The sequence below is a fragment of the uncultured Methanobrevibacter sp. genome (genome assembly GCF_902769175.1).
GTDB lineage: Archaea > Methanobacteriota > Methanobacteria > Methanobacteriales > Methanobacteriaceae > Methanobrevibacter.
In genome coordinates, this window is sequence record NZ_CACXNW010000004.1 from 76290 (window position 1) to 100076 (window position 23787).

General features: G+C 30.5%; 5 protein-coding genes and 1 CRISPR repeat array (1 of these 6 cut by a window edge). All 5 genes read left to right on the forward strand.

Features of this window, described 5'->3' with window-relative positions:
* The 5 genes from cas5 (at nucleotide 1) to cas2 (ending at nucleotide 5581) form a co-directional block, all read left to right on the forward strand.
* Nucleotides 1–831 (forward strand): CRISPR-associated protein Cas5, encoded by an 831-nt coding sequence (gene cas5 / locus QZV12_RS02280; protein ID WP_295616560.1) that lies wholly within the window; start codon nucleotides 1–3, stop codon nucleotides 829–831.
* Complete coding sequence (gene cas3 / locus QZV12_RS02285) at nucleotides 813–3650, forward strand: CRISPR-associated helicase Cas3' (protein ID WP_295616563.1); 2838 nt, start codon at nucleotides 813–815, stop codon at nucleotides 3648–3650. The genes cas5 and cas3 overlap by 19 nt, the downstream gene beginning before the upstream one ends.
* Before the next feature lie 184 nt (nucleotides 3651–3834).
* Nucleotides 3835–4329 (forward strand): CRISPR-associated protein Cas4, encoded by a 495-nt coding sequence (gene cas4, locus QZV12_RS02290; protein WP_394350716.1) that lies wholly within the window; start codon nucleotides 3835–3837, stop codon nucleotides 4327–4329.
* A 14-nt stretch (nucleotides 4330–4343) separates the two neighbouring features.
* Nucleotides 4344–5312, forward strand: a complete 969-nt coding sequence (gene cas1b, locus QZV12_RS02295) for a type I-B CRISPR-associated endonuclease Cas1b (protein ID WP_295616567.1) — start codon at nucleotides 4344–4346, stop codon at nucleotides 5310–5312.
* Nucleotides 5313–5317: 5 nt separating this feature from the next.
* Complete coding sequence (cas2, locus tag QZV12_RS02300; RefSeq protein WP_295616570.1) at nucleotides 5318–5581, forward strand: CRISPR-associated endonuclease Cas2; 264 nt, start codon at nucleotides 5318–5320, stop codon at nucleotides 5579–5581.
* 102 nt (nucleotides 5582–5683) lie between these two features.
* Nucleotides 5684–23787: direct repeats of the CRISPR family, unit length 30 nt; unit sequence ATTTCAATCCCAAAATGGTCTTATTTTAAC (it continues 578 nt past the right edge of the window).

Genomic DNA, 23787 nt, shown 5'->3' on the forward strand with positions numbered 1-23787 from the left:
ATGAATTTTTCTAAAATTATAGAATTGGATATTTGGAGTAAATTCGGTTGCTTTAGCAAGTCATTTTCTAATAGTGGAGGAATTTTATCTTATTTTATTCCTCCTAAAACTTCTATAATTGGGATGATAGGGTCTGTGCTTGGTTATTCATATGATGATTTCGTTATTGGGGAAAATAATAATAAAATTTATTCAATTGAAAAGTTTAATAATATTAAAATTTCAATACAACCATTATTTTCTTTAAAAACCAAAAGAGTCACTTTTAATAATGTTTCTGGTAGTGGTATAAAAAATATTCATCAGGATGTTCTATTAAATCCATATTATAAGATTTACATATCCTTTCTAGATACGTTAAAAGATGATGAATCTTTATTTTTAGATAGAATAAAAAATAATCGTTCTGTTTACAATATTTATATGGGTAAAAATGAATTTTTACTAAATTATGAATTTAAGAATGTTTATGATTATGAGCCTATAATACTAAACAATTACAATAAAACAGAATTTTTTGCTGAAAATAAAGTTTATGGTTCCTTAAATAGAAAAAATGTTAAAGACACTATTTTAATATCCAAGAAAAAAAGTACTAAACGGTCTTTATTTTCTAGAGGTTCCCCAACCCAATTAGAAAGTTTTTATGAATATTTTATTCATGATTATCCAATAAAAAGAGAAAATTTTGTTGATTTCACATATTCTCCTATCTCTTTTTATGCATATCCTAAAGAGGAAGATTGTTATTTTTCAGATTTGAAGCTAAAAGAGGATAGCGAAATTGAATTATGTAAAATAGGGGATAAAGAATGGATATCTTTGATTTAAAATATGATTTTGAATCTTCATCTATTGATTTAGATGAAGATGCTTTTTTTATTTATGCACATACAAATGAATTTTTAAATGACCATCTTTTGAAAACAGAGTATGTTTTTGAAAATTTAATTGATAAGAAAATTTTAAATAAGTTCTATAATACCTTTCAAGAAAATAATATCATAAATTTAACTTTTGATGAATTTTGGGATGTTATCTTGTCATGTGTTTACTTTCATGATATTGGCAAAATATCATTTAATTTTCAAATCAATCGTTTAAATTCTAAAAATGAACAAGGTCTTACTCAAAAGAATTTTTTAAAAAAATATGGTTTAGATGAATATGCTGATTATTTGACTGCAGACCATTCTTTAACAAGTTCTTTGACTTTTTTGTCAAAATATGAAACTATTTTTGAAGAAAATAAGTTATTTTTGTTAATGTTAGCTTATGCTATTTATGGACATCATACAAATTTAAAAGATCTTTTATTACAATCTAAGTTTGCTTATGGTATGAATGAGGACATTTTTGAAACGTTTAAATTAATTTCATTATTTTTAGATATTTCTGCTTCTGAAGAAAGTATTTTGGAAAGGCTTATTTTTCAAAAAATGCAGGATACAACTTATAAGTTGTTGAATAATGAAATCAGTGTTTTGTATAGTCCTATTTCTTTCTTTTATATGTACATTTATTCATTGTTAATTTCTGCCGATGTTTTTGCCAGTTATAAGGCTGATTTAAATTTTAAAGAAGTAAAAAAAATTAATTTCAATGAACGTCTTGATGAGCAATTAAAAGAGAAAATGTTTAATTCCTTTTACAGCAAATCTTATAATAAAAATTTGGATTTTAATCAGGAATTGGATTTAGAAAATGTAAAAGATATTAATGTTTTAAGAAGACAAATGTTATTGGAATCTTCTAAAAATCTGAAAAATTCAATAAATTCTAACAATGTTTTTTTCTTGCATATGCCTACTGGTGGGGGAAAAACTAACACATCTATGAAATTAGCTTTGGATATTTTAGAAAATACTGATGCGGATAGAATCATTTATGCAATGCCTTTTATTAATATTATTGAGCAGAATTTTGATGTAATTTGTGATTCATTTGGTTTGTCTGAGGAATATGGTGAAATAAGAAAAATATATTCCGGTTCTGAGGTTATTTTCCCAAATAAAGATGATGATTTTAAAGGTCATAGATTATTAAGGGATGATTTTTTTAATTATCCTGTAATTTGTACAACTTTTGTTAGCTTATTTAATAGCATTATTAAAAACAATAAAAAATTAAAATTTAAATTATCATCATTAGCAAATTCAGTAATAATATTAGATGAAATACAATCATTGCCTTTAAAAAATTGGAACAGCCTATATTATATTATTAATGAATTAGCTAATAATTATAATATTTATTTCATTGTTATGAGTGCTACTTTGCCCAATTTTGAAAAATTAAAATTGGATTCCGAATCAAACTTATATTATGAAAATATTTCATTAATAGATAATCCTTCAAAATACTTTAACCATTACTTGTTTAGCAGAACTGAAATTCAAGATAATATTAAAACATTTGAATTTAATGAAGAAAATCACGAAGAATTCATTGGATATTTGGCTGACATTATTCAAAAAAATTTTAATAAAGGTTTTACAAAAGGACTGATGGTGCTTAACACGATTAAATCTTCCAGATTAGTTTTTGAAAAATTATCTGAATTTATGGAGACTCAACTTCTAGAAGAGGAGTCTTTAGTTTGGGCAGATGTTGAAATAGACTTATTAAATTCAAGTCTAATGCCATCTACCAAAAGAGAAATTATCTCAAAAATTAATAATTTTGATGATGATCAGAAATATCTTTTAATCAGCACCCAAAGTATAGAGGCAGGAGTTGATGTTAGCTTTGATTTTGTTGTTAGGGATTTTGCTATTATTGATTCAATCGAACAAGTTCGTGGGCGTTGTAATAGGAGTAGAGAGCTAAATAAACGTTTTAATGATGAATTTATAAAAGGAAATGTTTATTTAACAAAATTAATTAATAAAAGGAGCCAACATTTCTATGAGTACATTTATGAAAAGGAAGAAATGAAAACAAGAATTAATTGTACAGATAAATTATTTGAAAATCATGTGAATTATTCATTTTTAGAGATTGACAATTATTATCTGGAGGTTTCAAATTTAATAAATTCTATTCAAGATGATAAAGAGAAATTTAATTTCATTGATCGTGATAACATCAAACATCTTAATAATCTAAACTATTCTAAGCTAATGGATAAAGAAACTGGGATTCATATAATTAATAACAATCAAGAACAATTTTCTATATTCATATGTGCTGATGTGAATATATTTTCAGAAAATTTAGATGTAAATCTGTTTGAGTTAGATGATGAATCTCTTGAAGAATTTTATTTTTCAAATAAAAATAAATTCATTTTTTCTTTAAATGAATTAAAGTTTATTAAGAGTTTTGATTATGATGAAAAAGTCTATGGAATGAATTGTGTCCATGGAGACGTCTTATTAAATTATTATCAGTACTTATTAAAAAATGTGGATAAAACGGATTATTTTCAATATCTGTTGCTTCAAAGGGAGTTTTCATCTATTTTTTATAAATTCATAATTAATGTTTCTGTAAACTTTTTTGATGAATTGTATTCTGAAATAAGATCTTTAGAACAAGTAGGTTATTTCTATGTTTTACCAAAAGACAATATCGGCGATGACGAGTATGATTTTTATTCTCTAAAAACCGGTTTTAATTATAATTCCTCCGATTTGAAGTTATTTTGAAGTATATTTAATTTAAATTTCATAGTCGAATAAATTATCAAACCTTAGAATATTGAAATAAGACTGTTTTGGGATTGAAATATCGCACAAAGACTAGGGAGAAATAAAATTGATTTTTGTTGAAATAAGACTGTTTTGGGATTTAATAATATATTATCCAATATAGAAAATCATAGGTGATTAAATTAAACTAATTAACGGAACTCAAATAAACTACTATTTCATTTGTAAAACTAAATTGTGGTTATTTTCACATAATATACAAATGGAACAAGAATCTGATAATGTTTCTTTAGGTAAACAGCTACATGAAAATTCATATAAAAAAGAAAAAGAATTCTTAATAGACAACCTAATAAATGTGGACTTTATTAAATACAAAGATCCAATTGAAATTCATGAAGTTAAAAAGACGCAATCTATGGAAAAGTCTCATGAATATCAATTATTATATTATATGTACTATCTAAAGAATGAAAAGGATATTAACAATACTGTAGGTTATCTTAATTATCCTAATATCAGAAAGGAAATTAAGATAGAACTTACAGAAGAGAAAGAAAAAGAACTTGAACTTGTTCTAGATGATATTATCAATATTATAAATTCAGATATTCCAAACCCTAAAAAGTCTAGGATTTGTCGAAAATGTGCTTATTTTGAATTTTGTTTTTCTTAAGAAGGAGGTTTATAATGTCTAAAAAGAATTATTATTTATCATCCGAAGGTATTTTAAAAAGAAAAGAGAATACAATATACTTTGTAAATGAAAAAGGTTCAAAGCCATTACCTATTAATAAAATATATTCAATTTATGCTTATGGCCAAATAACCATCTCATCACAAGTAATTAATCTATTTGCAAAAGAAGGAATTCCAATTCATTTCTTTAATTACTATGGTTATTACAATGGCAGCTTTTATCCAAGAGAATCTTTACTTTCAGGAGACTTATTAATCAAGCAAGCTGAACATAACATTGATTTTTCTAAAAGACTTAAGCTTGCAAAACTTTTTGTTGAAGGTTCCGCAAAAAACATCCTAAAAGTACTGGCATATTATAAAATAGAAAACAACATAAAAGAAACCATAACAGAAATAGAAAAAGCGAGTAAAATAACTGAAGTTATGAATGTTGAAGGTAGAATACGTGCAGAGTATTATAAGTATTTTGATGATATACTTCCTGATGAATTTAAAATGGAAGGTAGATCAAGACAGCCTCCTACAAATATGATTAATTCGTTAATTAGTTTTGGTAATTCAATGATGTATTCAACTGTACTGTCTGAATTATATAATACTCAACTTAATCCAACTATTTCCTATTTGCATGAACCTTCTGAGAGAAGATTTTCTCTTGCTCTTGATTTAAGTGAAATATTTAAACCTTTTCTTGTAGATAGGGTTATATTTTATTTGGTAAATAAGAAAATGATTACTAAAAAAGACTTTAATCAAGATCTAAATTGTTGTCTATTGAATGATAAAGGAAGAGCTACTTTCATTAAGGAATATAATAAACGACTGGAAACAACTATTAAACATAAGGATTTGGGCAGGAAAGTTTCTTATCAAAGATTAATTCGTTTGGAGGCTTATAAACTTAAAAAGCATGTATTAGGCATGAGAACTTATGACCCATTTGTGATTTGGTGGTAATTTTTATGTATGTTATAATAGTTTATGATGTTAAGGTAGAAAGAGTTAATAAAGTAAAAAGCTTTTTAAGGCAACATTTATTTTGGATACAAAATTCAGTATTTGAAGGAGAATTAACCAAAAGTGAATTTAAAAAAGTTAGTGATGGATTAATGGATATAATTGATGAAGAGTGTGATTCTGTAATTATTTATCAATTAATGATGGAAGAATCTTTGACTAGAAAAGTTTTAGGAGTTGAAAAGTCCCCAATAGATGAGATTCTTTAAATTTTTTATTCTTTTTTTTATTTTTTTTTTTTTTTTAAATTAAAATATATTTTTTTTAATCTTTATTTTGTACATATAAAAAAGAGGTTTTGTTTTATTATTATTTCAATCCCAAAATGATCTTATTTTAACTCAAAACCCGTATTATTTCATCGGGATGCACACTCATTTCAATCCCAAAATGGTCTTATTTTAACGCTCCTCCAGGCATGAAACAATTCCATGAAGAAGACTATTTCAATCCCAAAATGGTCTTATTTTAACCTGTTACTACTCTTGGTGAGTTTTGTTTCAGTGCCTGATTTCAATCCCAAAATGGTCTTATTTTAACCATTTCCATGGTTTGAAACCAAAACACCTGAATCTATTTCAATCCCAAAATGGTCTTATTTTAACTTTGGAGACTTATGTTGTTACAGATGACTTATACTGATTTCAATCCCAAAATGGTCTTATTTTAACACATAAAGAATATGATAGAATATATTAGCACAATTAGATTTCAATCCCAAAATGGTCTTATTTTAACAATGATAGAATATATTAGCACAATTAGATTTCAATCCCAAAATGGTCTTATTTTAACACAAGAGAGATTTCCTGCACAATAGTGAACAGGAAGATTTCAATCCCAAAATGGTCTTATTTTAACTTGGTTACCATATCTGTTAGTAAAGTGGTTACCAAATTTCAATCCCAAAATGGTCTTATTTTAACTTACAACTCCATTATTATGCAAGTTTTTTGCCCATTATTTCAATCCCAAAATGGTCTTATTTTAACTCTTTGGCAGCTCTGCTATGATGCTTTGTGCCAATGCATTTCAATCCCAAAATGGTCTTATTTTAACTGGCAGGATATGGGTATATTATCACAAAATATCCTCATTTCAATCCCAAAATGGTCTTATTTTAACAAGAAGCATTAATAGACTTTTATAACAAGCATAATTTATTTCAATCCCAAAATGGTCTTATTTTAACAAGCAGTAAAAGTAATGAAACATAATACTAAGTACTTATTTCAATCCCAAAATGGTCTTATTTTAACTCCCAAAAAAAATAGAGAGTGTGATGAATGATGAAATTTCAATCCCAAAATGGTCTTATTTTAACTAGATAAAGACAAAGATTATACAAAAATATTAAAATAATTTCAATCCCAAAATGGTCTTATTTTAACGAGTATTTTAGAAGCTCTAAAATATGCTGCAGAATTATTTCAATCCCAAAATGGTCTTATTTTAACTAACATTCACCGATGTTAGTTTTGGTGAGCATACTCATTTCAATCCCAAAATGGTCTTATTTTAACCTGTATAGCAGCATGTTCTTTTGCCTCATCTTCCCATATTTCAATCCCAAAATGGTCTTATTTTAACCTTATCTTCAATGTACTTGTCAGGGAAAGTGTCAAATTTCAATCCCAAAATGGTCTTATTTTAACCCTAACACATAGCAGGTTTCATAACACCGCAAGGAGATTTCAATCCCAAAATGGTCTTATTTTAACTCTGTACTGCCGCACATTGGACATTTACGTATGAATAATTTCAATCCCAAAATGGTCTTATTTTAACTTTGCTAACCAATCCAGAAGAGGAATGATTATCATTATTTCAATCCCAAAATGGTCTTATTTTAACATGTGGCTGTTTCTTCAACTATCTTTTCAGCTTCCATATTTCAATCCCAAAATGGTCTTATTTTAACACGGGACCAGAAAAAGACAATAGGAGATGATACAGAATTTCAATCCCAAAATGGTCTTATTTTAACTCCTTTTTGTTGCGTTTCACTGATGATATGATTGTATTTCAATCCCAAAATGATCTTATTTTAACTGGGTATCACGTTTTTTCAACGTTTCCACTGGTGGATTTCAATCCCAAAATGGTCTTATTTTAACCAGAACAAGTTGAATAGATTATTCTATCACTATCAAATTTCAATCCCAAAATGGTCTTATTTTAACAGGACAAATGCTCCGGGTGTGCCTGGAGCATGATTCAATTTCAATCCCAAAATGGTCTTATTTTAACTTTGCAACATAGTCTATGTTCTTTCGACTAGTTGGCATTTCAATCCCAAAATGGTCTTATTTTAACTTGAAACAACGGGTAGGGATACTGGTAATACCTTGATTTCAATCCCAAAATGGTCTTATTTTAACAAGAAGAGTCCTTGAAAAAAGTCTTGATATATGGCCATTTCAATCCCAAAATGGTCTTATTTTAACTCATATTCCTTGTAGGTGTCATTAACCGCTTTGTTGATTTCAATCCCAAAATGGTCTTATTTTAACAAAAAACATGAGAATAACAGGAGGAGGCATATAATAATTTCAATCCCAAAATGGTCTTATTTTAACAAGTCTTTGAAGTAGTGATGTGCTCTGTCGGATTCATTTCAATCCCAAAATGGTCTTATTTTAACCTTATTGAATGAGGAAGATTTTGATATATTAACAGTATTTCAATCCCAAAATGGTCTTATTTTAACTTATTATGCACCATACGGAGCGGTGGAATATGCGACATTTCAATCCCAAAATGGTCTTATTTTAACCAGAGAATACAGCTTTACCCTCACCATCAGTATAGATATTTCAATCCCAAAATGGTCTTATTTTAACTTGATGTTCCCGAGTGCCTTTTTGACGTTCCTTGTATTTCAATCCCAAAATGGTCTTATTTTAACGATTTATCAATCAGCATCAGAAATGAAGATAATGCATTTCAATCCCAAAATGGTCTTATTTTAACTTTCTGGTTTCTGCAGATAATGATTTGCCATAATTGATTTCAATCCCAAAATGGTCTTATTTTAACACTCATATTTTCATGAATCTTACATTCATTACTCAAATTTCAATCCCAAAATGGTCTTATTTTAACCGGCACGTATATGGGGCGGGATATGAGTTGTGAAGATATTTCAATCCCAAAATGGTCTTATTTTAACTAATCTAAATATTCCATTCCTATATTCCGTGAAAATAATTTCAATCCCAAAATGGTCTTATTTTAACGATGAGGAACCAGTCTCCTTGTCTCGTATGAGTGATGATTTCAATCCCAAAATGGTCTTATTTTAACTCATCAACGATACCAAATACTCCTCGATATGGTGAATTTCAATCCCAAAATGGTCTTATTTTAACAACTTGATAGAGGCGTTTGATGAATCTAAAAAGGAAATTTCAATCCCAAAATGGTCTTATTTTAACTTTCCCAAAACTCAGGGAAAAAATAATGAAAGGAGGATTTCAATCCCAAAATGGTCTTATTTTAACTCAAACAGGACATATATGCTGCAAACAGTTTCACACATTTCAATCCCAAAATGGTCTTATTTTAACTCATCTTTACGATGAGGACAAATGCTCCAGTTGTGTTATTTCAATCCCAAAATGGTCTTATTTTAACTTGTTGATGAGGACAGTAACCCTCTCAACGAGGCAAATTTCAATCCCAAAATGGTCTTATTTTAACTCGTCCACAATAGCTCATTGGCCTTCTTTTCTGGATTTCAATCCCAAAATGGTCTTATTTTAACCTTCCCATTCGTATCAGTCAAGGTTAAGTATCCTGCATTTCAATCCCAAAATGGTCTTATTTTAACCCCGTTCAGCAAGATTATCATCCTCCATCATCATCTCAATTTCAATCCCAAAATGGTCTTATTTTAACTTAGCAGCCCTTTTCCAAACCGTAAGAGTATTATTCATTTCAATCCCAAAATGGTCTTATTTTAACTTGATTTGCTTAATTTTCTTCTGGTTTCTGCAGATAAATTTCAATCCCAAAATGGTCTTATTTTAACTACTACTATCGTATCAGATGTGCTGCAAGCTTGCAAATTTCAATCCCAAAATGGTCTTATTTTAACTTGTTTGTACACCCCATACCAAACAAACTCAGGAAATTTCAATCCCAAAATGGTCTTATTTTAACATGTAGGCGATTCTGTTGAATTAACAGTCAATGCAAATTTCAATCCCAAAATGGTCTTATTTTAACAATCAAATATCCGCGAGCGGTAAGCCAATATACTGGATTTCAATCCCAAAATGGTCTTATTTTAACGGCATTCATCAGCCCCTGGATTCCCTTCATTGCAATATTTCAATCCCAAAATGGTCTTATTTTAACGCGTCGTAAGACACAATGGTTACATCCAAATAACCGGATTTCAATCCCAAAATGGTCTTATTTTAACACCCACACAGCGCTATCTGTATCACAATTCCTTCAAAATTTCAATCCCAAAATGGTCTTATTTTAACATGAACAGTCCCGTGGACCATGGGCTTTTAAGCTCCATTTCAATCCCAAAATGGTCTTATTTTAACTATATATTTTGGCATGATGATAGGCAGTCAGAAGGAATTTCAATCCCAAAATGGTCTTATTTTAACAACCCTACCTAAAAGAAGCTCATACAGGTCTTTTCAATTTCAATCCCAAAATGATCTTATTTTAACGGTCTCCGTACCCAATATTCACAGTAGCTTCAGACACATTTCAATCCCAAAATGGTCTTATTTTAACTTTCCAGTTCCGCGATTTTCTTGATGATTTTTTCTTATTTCAATCCCAAAATGGTCTTATTTTAACGCGGAGGGTCTTCCAATTGCACATAGATATTTGCCATATTTCAATCCCAAAATGGTCTTATTTTAACTACGGGATATTACCGTCTATCATGCGGATTAGGTCAATTTCAATCCCAAAATGGTCTTATTTTAACACTACATTGCCCAATGCCAAAGTAACACTGGACAAATTTCAATCCCAAAATGGTCTTATTTTAACTGTTAGGACAACGCTTCTTTGACCGAACTTACCCGTATTTCAATCCCAAAATGGTCTTATTTTAACGCTTACTCGTAACCAGATTAATACAGTGATCAACCGTATTTCAATCCCAAAATGGTCTTATTTTAACAGCGAACACTGTTCTGTTCATCATACGGGTAGGGAAGATTTCAATCCCAAAATGGTCTTATTTTAACTATGTTGACTATCTCATCAACTTCAGATGAGGACAAATTTCAATCCCAAAATGGTCTTATTTTAACCACTTCCTTAGCTATTTCTATTATAGCAGGTGTTTCATTTCAATCCCAAAATGGTCTTATTTTAACGCATACTGCCTGTAATATCAAGATTAACAAAAACAGAATTTCAATCCCAAAATGGTCTTATTTTAACGAAGACATCACTAAAAAAAATAGAAGATATGAAAAGATTTCAATCCCAAAATGGTCTTATTTTAACTAAAAAATCAGAAAAAGTAAAAATAATAGAATAAACAATTTCAATCCCAAAATGGTCTTATTTTAACCAAGGAAATTCATGACTCGTGCTGCGAGCTCAATTGCATTTCAATCCCAAAATGGTCTTATTTTAACTATTGAGGTGAATAAAGTGAAATTTGTTGATTTTTATTTCAATCCCAAAATGGTCTTATTTTAACTCGTCATATCACTGGAAAAGTGTATAATGAGAATAATTTCAATCCCAAAATGGTCTTATTTTAACTGACGGACGAGGTATTTATTTTTATGACGCCTGTGCAATTTCAATCCCAAAATGGTCTTATTTTAACCTTGATAATCAATATTAAAGCAATTGTAGTTTACGGAATTTCAATCCCAAAATGGTCTTATTTTAACCGACCCATTTGAAGCAACAGAGAAGGGTTATGATAGATTTCAATCCCAAAATGGTCTTATTTTAACCAGTCCACAGCAGCTCATAGACAATGCAGGAAGATTATTTCAATCCCAAAATGGTCTTATTTTAACTATTACCTCTTTGAAGATGTCTTCAACTAGTTTTTTATTTCAATCCCAAAATGGTCTTATTTTAACGGGCCAATTGTTGCAATCATAGCCGCCTTGGTGGCATATTTCAATCCCAAAATGGTCTTATTTTAACACTTGTAGAATCCACAGACATGCGCAAATTGATAATATTTCAATCCCAAAATGGTCTTATTTTAACGGATATCCTCTCTTTTCATTAGTTTTTCACGCAATTTATTTCAATCCCAAAATGGTCTTATTTTAACTTATACTCCACATTCAAGGTGCATTTTGGGAATATGAATTTCAATCCCAAAATGGTCTTATTTTAACTGAATTATGCGAGGCAACAGAAACAATAGAAAAAGAATTTCAATCCCAAAATGGTCTTATTTTAACATGTATCAGGCAGAGACCCCTTAACAACCGATGAAAAATTTCAATCCCAAAATGGTCTTATTTTAACCAATTATTCAGTATAATTCTGAGTGGAACATATCAACATTTCAATCCCAAAATGGTCTTATTTTAACCACTATCAAGTCTGTTATGACGTCTAGGAGTCTGGTATATTTCAATCCCAAAATGGTCTTATTTTAACCATGAATAACCTCATCACGTGTGTCTTTTCGGTACATGATTTCAATCCCAAAATGGTCTTATTTTAACATAATGTAACACCATGAAGTGTTTCCCGTGAACGAATTTCAATCCCAAAATGGTCTTATTTTAACAATCAGAAGGTGAATGTCAGCGGTACAATGAATCTTAATTTCAATCCCAAAATGGTCTTATTTTAACTCCTTAGTTTCTTCTTTGCTTCATCTGTGATTGTTCATTTCAATCCCAAAATGGTCTTATTTTAACCAAATCAATCCAGATGCATTATTTTTTTGGGATCAAATTTCAATCCCAAAATGGTCTTATTTTAACTTGATTTTCTAAATCCAGTGAGCGTGGACAAAAATATTTCAATCCCAAAATGGTCTTATTTTAACTTTGCACTACTAGCACATGTGAGAGGTGATTGTAGAATTTCAATCCCAAAATGGTCTTATTTTAACTGTTGAAAAATCATAAAGGTAAATGTGCAAAATTACAATTTCAATCCCAAAATGGTCTTATTTTAACGAAAAGGATGATATATGACCGGCGTAGCATTGGTTAATTTCAATCCCAAAATGGTCTTATTTTAACTGTCTTGTAGACTTTCAAGCTTTTGTGATTGTGATTAATTTCAATCCCAAAATGGTCTTATTTTAACTTGTTGATGAGGACAGCAACCCCTTGAATGAGGCGAATTTCAATCCCAAAATGGTCTTATTTTAACCTATGTAATAGCTGAGGAGCTTGACGATGAAGACCAATTTCAATCCCAAAATGGTCTTATTTTAACCAACTATTAAACGTGAGGGTTACACCCTCTACCTCAAATTTCAATCCCAAAATGGTCTTATTTTAACTTCCAGTTCCGCGATTTTCTTGATGATTTTTTCTTTATTTCAATCCCAAAATGGTCTTATTTTAACCTACCTCGTATTTGAAATAGACCACCGTACTATCCGATTTCAATCCCAAAATGGTCTTATTTTAACTTGAGTAATGCTCGTAGCCGTAATAATGAACGGCAATATTTCAATCCCAAAATGGTCTTATTTTAACACCTACAACAGCTAACATGGTATTTCAGAGCTTTCTATTTCAATCCCAAAATGGTCTTATTTTAACTAATATGGGCAAAGTACTATTTGAAAACATAGATTAATTTCAATCCCAAAATGGTCTTATTTTAACTTTTACTCTGTTCGAAATAAACAGTATGCTCTCTGAGATTTCAATCCCAAAATGGTCTTATTTTAACAATGTCTGTGCAGACAAGTTGAAAGAGCACCAGACACCATTTCAATCCCAAAATGGTCTTATTTTAACTTTTTTTCAATAAAAAATTCATTTTGTTCGTACATGTATTTCAATCCCAAAATGGTCTTATTTTAACAATAATATTCGGTTTTTTCCTCTGCAACGATACGATTATTTCAATCCCAAAATGGTCTTATTTTAACGCGGTATGTGGACCCGTGCAAGCAATATAATGGCGCAATTTCAATCCCAAAATGGTCTTATTTTAACACAATCAAACCTTCAATTATATAAGTCTGGAGGAAATTTCAATCCCAAAATGGTCTTATTTTAACATTGGCTAAACAATGAAGGCGTTACAAACGCATATATTTCAATCCCAAAATGGTCTTATTTTAACTTGTTTCATACTATACGAACATACGATTTTTTCTTATTTCAATCCCAAAATGGTCTTATTTTAACTCCCATAACTTGCAAGTGGTTAATCCTCCATCTTCCATTTCAATCCCAAAATGGTCTTATTTTAACGAACAAAACAAAATAGAATCACAACAAAGACTAGTAATTTCAATCCCAAAATGGTCTTATTTTAACATTAGAAAAAAAAAGAATATTAGAGGTGAAAAAAAAATTTCAATCCCAAAATGGTCTTATTTTAACATTGTAATGTTTTTGATGGTGAAAGGTGGCATCATGATTTCAATCCCAAAATGGTCTTATTTTAACGCCTACACAAGAAGAAAAGGATGAGGAATGAAGACAAATTTCAATCCCAAAATGGTCTTATTTTAACATCTATGATTACGGTTAATCGTTTACATGAGAATCTATTTCAATCCCAAAATGGTCTTATTTTAACATGACATACGAGAATGGCTACTACTATACAAAGAAACATTTCAATCCCAAAATGGTCTTATTTTAACACCAGTGCTGCTTTTTGCTTTGCTTAATTTTTTTCATTTCAATCCCAAAATGGTCTTATTTTAACTTGAAAATGTTCATCCGCATAGATTCAGACGGACAAATTTCAATCCCAAAATGGTCTTATTTTAACAGGGACGGCGGACCAAGGTTATTAGGCAATTTGGGTATTTCAATCCCAAAATGGTCTTATTTTAACCTGTTTGTAGCATTGTCCTGTCCTCATAATGTGGTAATTTCAATCCCAAAATGGTCTTATTTTAACCGAGAAAAACCTCATTTTCATCGGGCAAATTGACAATTTCAATCCCAAAATGGTCTTATTTTAACGCTTGTAGTGAGATTATCTGTTAGACCAATCATACACATTTCAATCCCAAAATGGTCTTATTTTAACGATAATGAAGGCATAGGCGTTTTCTCAAGTCTCGAATATTTCAATCCCAAAATGGTCTTATTTTAACAACTAGTTCGTGACTGTTTCAGCTTAGGCAAGGAAAGATTTCAATCCCAAAATGGTCTTATTTTAACGTTTGCCACATCAACATCAATCTCAAAACTGGGAGTCATTTCAATCCCAAAATGGTCTTATTTTAACTTGTAGTGAGATTATCGGTTAGGCCAATCATACACATTTCAATCCCAAAATGGTCTTATTTTAACGCATAGGCCTAAACTTGCCGATAACACAAGAAGAAAATTTCAATCCCAAAATGGTCTTATTTTAACAATACCTCATTGATAATATCGATGAAATATATAATAATTTCAATCCCAAAATGGTCTTATTTTAACAGGAAGTAACTGTTAAGGAAAGAGTAAGAGGCAACGAATTTCAATCCCAAAATGGTCTTATTTTAACTTATTTGAAGAGCAAATATGACAATGCCTATTATAAATTTCAATCCCAAAATGGTCTTATTTTAACGGAAGTGATAAGTGATGAATTAAGCCAAGGGGCTAAATTTCAATCCCAAAATGGTCTTATTTTAACAATACGATATCGTGGGTGTCACACTGGGTTATGATAATTTCAATCCCAAAATGGTCTTATTTTAACAGACGGTGAAAAACGTTTATTTCAGTGGCTAAAACGATTTCAATCCCAAAATGGTCTTATTTTAACAGGCACTTGGTGGAAACCTTTCAAAAGCATTAGTTGATTTCAATCCCAAAATGGTCTTATTTTAACCTTGTTGGAAGACCAGCACTCAGCTACAAAAACATTCATTTCAATCCCAAAATGGTCTTATTTTAACTTTTTCTCCTTGAATTTTATGCCAAGCGCTTTTGCAAATTTCAATCCCAAAATGGTCTTATTTTAACTTGTGAGCTCAGATGGCAAATGCACATCGTTTAACTATTTCAATCCCAAAATGGTCTTATTTTAACCCTATTTTCCTGCCATTCTTTGTCAAGCCATGTTCAATTTCAATCCCAAAATGGTCTTATTTTAACAAGTGATACTGTACGGGACATTCTTGACGCACAGTAATTTCAATCCCAAAATGGTCTTATTTTAACATTTATACATCGATTACAGCTTGACAAAGGAAGAAATTTCAATCCCAAAATGGTCTTATTTTAACAATTGTATCACGTGTCTTACCGCTTATTAGAAATTCAATTTCAATCCCAAAATGGTCTTATTTTAACTTTTCTGTGATATATTCAAAATAGATATCTGGTTTGATTTCAATCCCAAAATGGTCTTATTTTAACTAAAAGCAGTCAAGCCGTTGTAAAGGTGAATAGTAATTTCAATCCCAAAATGGTCTTATTTTAACTTATCAATGTGCTGATATTGTCTTGTAATAGGCCTGATTTCAATCCCAAAATGGTCTTATTTTAACAAAAATAGCTCTGGTTTCCTCTTTGTCGTGAAACATATTTCAATCCCAAAATGGTCTTATTTTAACGAGAAGACCGCTTTGCCCTCTGCATCTGAATACAAATTTCAATCCCAAAATGGTCTTATTTTAACTACGTGCTATTCGTTTAGATTCCCATGTTTGTAGCATTTCAATCCCAAAATGGTCTTATTTTAACGTTATGGTGACCGCACTACCGATAATGAAGGAAAAGATTTCAATCCCAAAATGGTCTTATTTTAACTTTACACCTAAACGGTGCAAATCATTATAGCCCTCTATTTCAATCCCAAAATGGTCTTATTTTAACTTGAGATACACCATTATCCAATGTTACTTTTGCATTATTTCAATCCCAAAATGGTCTTATTTTAACCAGGTTTGGCAGCTGCAAAGAAAATAGCTGCATGGTTATTTCAATCCCAAAATGGTCTTATTTTAACCCTAATGCCTTGCTGCAGGCTGATTCTGATTTGTAAATTTCAATCCCAAAATGGTCTTATTTTAACTCTTGAATAGTTTCTTTGTCTTCTAGGAGATCAACTATTTCAATCCCAAAATGGTCTTATTTTAACAGTTTCTCCAACATATAATGTTGTGAAATTTCAGAAATTTCAATCCCAAAATGGTCTTATTTTAACGTCTGTGCAGACAAGTTGAAAGAGCACCAGACTCCATTTCAATCCCAAAATGGTCTTATTTTAACCAAGCAAGTCTGCGAGAAGAAATCAGGAAAGAAATCAATTTCAATCCCAAAATGGTCTTATTTTAACATTATTCATCATGTTCTATGATATCAGCTTGTTTCTATTTCAATCCCAAAATGGTCTTATTTTAACGAAAATCGTATCAAAGGAAATTATGAACGCAATCAAAATTTCAATCCCAAAATGGTCTTATTTTAACAGATACTTGATGAAGTGAAGGATACGATTGAGAAGAATTTCAATCCCAAAATGGTCTTATTTTAACGCGTATTTGCTCATACAAGCCCTCCCCGCTTCTCCATTTCAATCCCAAAATGGTCTTATTTTAACCTTTCCATGTACAAATCCAAGTGTACACTTGTTCCATATTTCAATCCCAAAATGGTCTTATTTTAACTATTTTTACCATATTTTTTATGGTAATATGAAGCAATTTCAATCCCAAAATGGTCTTATTTTAACACCCAATCCGTATTATGCCTGAAACCCGCGTATTGATTTCAATCCCAAAATGGTCTTATTTTAACGAGGATTTCTCATTCTCTTGAAAAAATGGAAAAAAGGATTTCAATCCCAAAATGGTCTTATTTTAACGCTGTTGTAGGTCTGCATCGGCACTTGTACTGCCGCATTTCAATCCCAAAATGGTCTTATTTTAACAATTAAAAACCGATGATGAATCCCTGCGTAAATTTAATTTCAATCCCAAAATGGTCTTATTTTAACTTGTACGGGATATTACCGTCTATCATGCGTATTAGGTCAATTTCAATCCCAAAATGGTCTTATTTTAACCTTATCACTCGAAGTCAGCGATGAATCCATGACAGTATTTCAATCCCAAAATGGTCTTATTTTAACAAGACGACCATCAGACCATCGATGAAACTATCACAAATTTCAATCCCAAAATGGTCTTATTTTAACACAATGGACAAAAATCATAAGTCTTTTGAGTACATAAATTTCAATCCCAAAATGGTCTTATTTTAACAATGTACAATCGTATTCCCGAAATGCACCTTGAACGATTTCAATCCCAAAATGGTCTTATTTTAACTAGTGAAATAGGACATGTACATGAAGAAATATTAAACTTATTTCAATCCCAAAATGGTCTTATTTTAACTTTGGGCAGGGGAAAAGGAGATTTCATGGAAGATGGATTTCAATCCCAAAATGGTCTTATTTTAACAAATAACAACTAACAGTGCATATAACCAGTGTATGATATTTCAATCCCAAAATGGTCTTATTTTAACATTACTGAAATGGTACCATTTCAAGTGTATAAAACGAATTTCAATCCCAAAATGGTCTTATTTTAACTATACTGATTTAAGGAGGATACTACGGGTTTAGCTAATTTCAATCCCAAAATGGTCTTATTTTAACCATTTACAAAAAAAATACAATTATAATAAAATCATTATTTCAATCCCAAAATGGTCTTATTTTAACAAGGGTGGTGAAGACAGAGAAGGATCTGCATGACCCATTTCAATCCCAAAATGGTCTTATTTTAACGCTGCGATACATCGCAAAATTCAAGATTTTTCCCATTTCAATCCCAAAATGGTCTTATTTTAACGCACGTTATTTGAACGGGCAGCCGTTAGAAAAAGTTATTTCAATCCCAAAATGGTCTTATTTTAACAGAAATTGTACACAATAATAACCCGTTGTTTGCACAATTTCAATCCCAAAATGGTCTTATTTTAACCCTGCAGTTGCTGCAAGCTGGGCATTCATCAGCCCGATTTCAATCCCAAAATGGTCTTATTTTAACCAAGCCACCAAAAAAAAATGCGAAAAGAGGTGATATTTCAATCCCAAAATGGTCTTATTTTAACCATTGATACCTAAATCAGATTGACTTACTAATACACATTTCAATCCCAAAATGGTCTTATTTTAACCTTTCATCACTGACGCTGATGATAATATTAATTTGAAATTTCAATCCCAAAATGGTCTTATTTTAACTCTTACACTGCTTCTGCAATGCTTTAACAGCTTGTATTTCAATCCCAAAATGGTCTTATTTTAACGGGTACCATGCAAATTCATCCCACCAACATAGACGGATTTCAATCCCAAAATGGTCTTATTTTAACTCAGCTTCAATCTTATCTCCTATCTTACCATCAAAAATTTCAATCCCAAAATGGTCTTATTTTAACATATTATATTTATCTACTAGTTTCTTATTTTTCCAATTTCAATCCCAAAATGGTCTTATTTTAACTCATCATCTTCAATATCAGTACCGCCCGTGAATGCAATTTCAATCCCAAAATGGTCTTATTTTAACTTGATACTCATGATTTTCCATTGCAGCAACTAATTGATTTCAATCCCAAAATGGTCTTATTTTAACGGTGTTATTGTCTCCAATGTAGCCTCAGGGTATTCCGATTTCAATCCCAAAATGGTCTTATTTTAACAATAAATCAAAGATTACTATACTTTGAATTCAAACAATTTCAATCCCAAAATGGTCTTATTTTAACATGTTACTATGGGTACCTATACTCTTAGTGCAACTTGATTTCAATCCCAAAATGGTCTTATTTTAACTCACAAATAACAGACCTGGAAAACAAAGTCACCTCCATTTCAATCCCAAAATGGTCTTATTTTAACTAGGAATATAATATTCGGTACTCAAACTTTTGATTAATTTCAATCCCAAAATGGTCTTATTTTAACTTTTACACTTGCCGGCACATTATACGTTACGGACGGATTTCAATCCCAAAATGGTCTTATTTTAACAATTCAATCTGATGGAATGCTTTGATGAGAGCTTTATTTCAATCCCAAAATGGTCTTATTTTAACCCAAAAATATGGGAATTGGCATTACAAAGCAACCACATTTCAATCCCAAAATGGTCTTATTTTAACACTGATTTCACGGAAGGAAGCGAGGCATATCACTTATATTTCAATCCCAAAATGGTCTTATTTTAACAAGATTTCTGCGTGCTAGTATGGTCCCTTGTCTCAATTTCAATCCCAAAATGGTCTTATTTTAACTTGACAATTGTTGAGGAAAACAGTGACCCTGTTGTATTTCAATCCCAAAATGGTCTTATTTTAACGATAAACAGAGCTTAGAGTTAGTGAATATGGATATAAATTTCAATCCCAAAATGGTCTTATTTTAACAAGTGTAGCAATTGTAGCCGCTACTAAAAAGTATGGATTTCAATCCCAAAATGGTCTTATTTTAACCAAAGAAAAAGGTACGGCTTTATCCTAAGCAATATGCATTTCAATCCCAAAATGGTCTTATTTTAACACGTTTAGGAACATATCCTACGATTGACACGGAGTAATTTCAATCCCAAAATGGTCTTATTTTAACTGAAATCATCATAACTGTCAAGTGCAATGTAACCAGTATTTCAATCCCAAAATGGTCTTATTTTAACTCAGGACAATTGAGGATATTGATGATGATGATGGTGATTTCAATCCCAAAATGGTCTTATTTTAACTCACCATAACCGATATTTACGGTAGCGTCGCTTACATTTCAATCCCAAAATGGTCTTATTTTAACTTCTATTTCATCAAAACCGGTGAGTGTAATGTCGATATTTCAATCCCAAAATGGTCTTATTTTAACTTTCTGTCTTGTACTTGTGTTTTCCTTTTTGGATTCATTTCAATCCCAAAATGGTCTTATTTTAACCTGATGGGTATTCAGCGCTAGTGCTACTGTCATCCATTTCAATCCCAAAATGGTCTTATTTTAACTTGTTTTTTTCACCGCTCCTGGCGGTATTATGAAACATTTCAATCCCAAAATGGTCTTATTTTAACATACGTATACAAATCCAATAATTTTATTAGGTCATAATTTCAATCCCAAAATGGTCTTATTTTAACCATATCACGATGAAAAAGAGTTCTGCTAGTTCTTCTATTTCAATCCCAAAATGGTCTTATTTTAACCATTTCCTCGTCGTACACTTTGCCGCGGATAGTACGAATTTCAATCCCAAAATGGTCTTATTTTAACCGTCTGGTTTCTGCAGATAATGGTTTTCCATAATTAATTTCAATCCCAAAATGGTCTTATTTTAACTTTTTTCTCTATTTTAATAACCACAAAAGTAAAATTAATTTCAATCCCAAAATGGTCTTATTTTAACGGATAATGTAACACCATGCAATGTTTCCCGTGAACGAATTTCAATCCCAAAATGGTCTTATTTTAACGAAGAGCTGAATAAGCTGGATAATACGATTACCGTCATTTCAATCCCAAAATGGTCTTATTTTAACTTACTTTGCTTAATTTTCGTCTGGTTTCTGCAGATAAATTTCAATCCCAAAATGGTCTTATTTTAACTCAATAGGTATATCAGTTATTTTTACCATATTTTTTAATTTCAATCCCAAAATGGTCTTATTTTAACAAGACGACCATCAAACCATCGATGAAACCATCACAAATTTCAATCCCAAAATGGTCTTATTTTAACATCCTACCCTTTCTAGTAATACTCTTTATGTTGGTGTATTTCAATCCCAAAATGGTCTTATTTTAACTGTATTTCCTCATGCATGAAGGTTATTGTGAAGATATTTCAATCCCAAAATGGTCTTATTTTAACTCCAAAGATTACCATAATTCTTTGGTTGATTTGAAACATTTCAATCCCAAAATGGTCTTATTTTAACATTTTCATGCTTAAGGAAGTAAATTATTACTTCAATATTTCAATCCCAAAATGGTCTTATTTTAACTGCAAAAATAGTATCAAACAAGCACAAACATATTCCATTTCAATCCCAAAATGGTCTTATTTTAACCGGCACGTATATGGGCCGGGATATGAGTTGTGAATTTATTTCAATCCCAAAATGGTCTTATTTTAACTCAATTCAGAATTCTTGTTTTCATCAATACGAATGAATTTCAATCCCAAAATGGTCTTATTTTAACCTTGCACGTCGCTGTGGATACCTGCTGCCGAGTCCTAATTTCAATCCCAAAATGGTCTTATTTTAACTTAACCCTTGTAAGCATTTGTTCAAAAAACTCTTCTATTTCAATCCCAAAATGGTCTTATTTTAACTTTTTGTAATCTGTAAATCAAGCACTTCCCGAACCCTATTTCAATCCCAAAATGGTCTTATTTTAACCTTTACAAACCAACCGCCATCGCCCTGGAAATTTGTATTTCAATCCCAAAATGGTCTTATTTTAACGCATAAATGCTGTTATCTACAAAACCTAATACAACAATTTCAATCCCAAAATGGTCTTATTTTAACAGAGGTAAATATGATAATAATATAATAGAATGGGAATTTCAATCCCAAAATGGTCTTATTTTAACTGTAGCAGTGAGGTATTGTTTTTTTCACCTATAACTATTTCAATCCCAAAATGGTCTTATTTTAACACGGTCAATAAGCACTTGTATAAGACTATCAGGGTAATTTCAATCCCAAAATGGTCTTATTTTAACTTCAAGACCTCAAATTTACCATTTAGGTTAACTGTTATTTCAATCCCAAAATGGTCTTATTTTAACTTTATATCATCTCCATTTTTATATTAGTGTAACAAAATTTCAATCCCAAAATGGTCTTATTTTAACACAGGAACAGACTCCTTTAGAACAGAATCATACTTAATTTCAATCCCAAAATGGTCTTATTTTAACTATTCACTGTCGGAGATTGACCATATCAACGAATAAATTTCAATCCCAAAATGGTCTTATTTTAACTACCAGGTGGAAGTATAAGTTGATGAGTAGTGTTAATTTCAATCCCAAAATGGTCTTATTTTAACCGTTCACTTTAAATGTGTCGATGTTTTGATTGACAAAATTTCAATCCCAAAATGGTCTTATTTTAACCCTTTTCTTTTACGTAATTTAACTTTACTACTTTGATTTCAATCCCAAAATGGTCTTATTTTAACCATCTTGCATTATAATTTTTCCAATAACTGCACTTAATTTCAATCCCAAAATGGTCTTATTTTAACTTTACTTAGTTGCATATTCTCATAGGCATTAAGACAAATTTCAATCCCAAAATGGTCTTATTTTAACAGTATCATTAGTTGTTTCATTATTTACCGGTACTTCATTTCAATCCCAAAATGGTCTTATTTTAACCAGCAATATTTGCAACTGCCAATGTAGCATAATATAATTTCAATCCCAAAATGGTCTTATTTTAACTCGTTGAGGCTTCCTTCGTAAGCATTTTTATCTATGAAATTTCAATCCCAAAATGGTCTTATTTTAACTCTAAATTAACTATCCCAGACGCGCTTAAATAATAGCGATTTCAATCCCAAAATGGTCTTATTTTAACTTTCAGAGAATATGAAAGATTTTTTAGTATTAGTGATTTCAATCCCAAAATGGTCTTATTTTAACGCACTTGTAAACGGCTCAACTGGAGACGTGACTGAATTTCAATCCCAAAATGGTCTTATTTTAACTTTAACAATCAGAATAGTTTTGAGATTTATCATCAATTTCAATCCCAAAATGGTCTTATTTTAACAATTCACCTTCAAAGAACATTATCTCTTCATTATCCTCATTTCAATCCCAAAATGGTCTTATTTTAACATTAAATACCCAAGTTTCGTTCGTATCTTTCCGTTATTTCAATCCCAAAATGGTCTTATTTTAACAGTTAATAAGACTGATGAAAATGACACAACTACTAGATTTCAATCCCAAAATGGTCTTATTTTAACTCGCATTATTATCATGATTTATGAAAACACGTTTACTTATTTCAATCCCAAAATGGTCTTATTTTAACCTTTAGAAGGTCCAGTAAATTGGTTGAAAAACGCAATTTCAATCCCAAAATGGTCTTATTTTAACTTTAGAGAATAATTTTATGAATCCTCCATCTCCTCTATTTCAATCCCAAAATGGTCTTATTTTAACTAGAGGATACTATTAATTTGATTGATGATTCATTACCATTTCAATCCCAAAATGGTCTTATTTTAACCCCAGATAACAGATTTG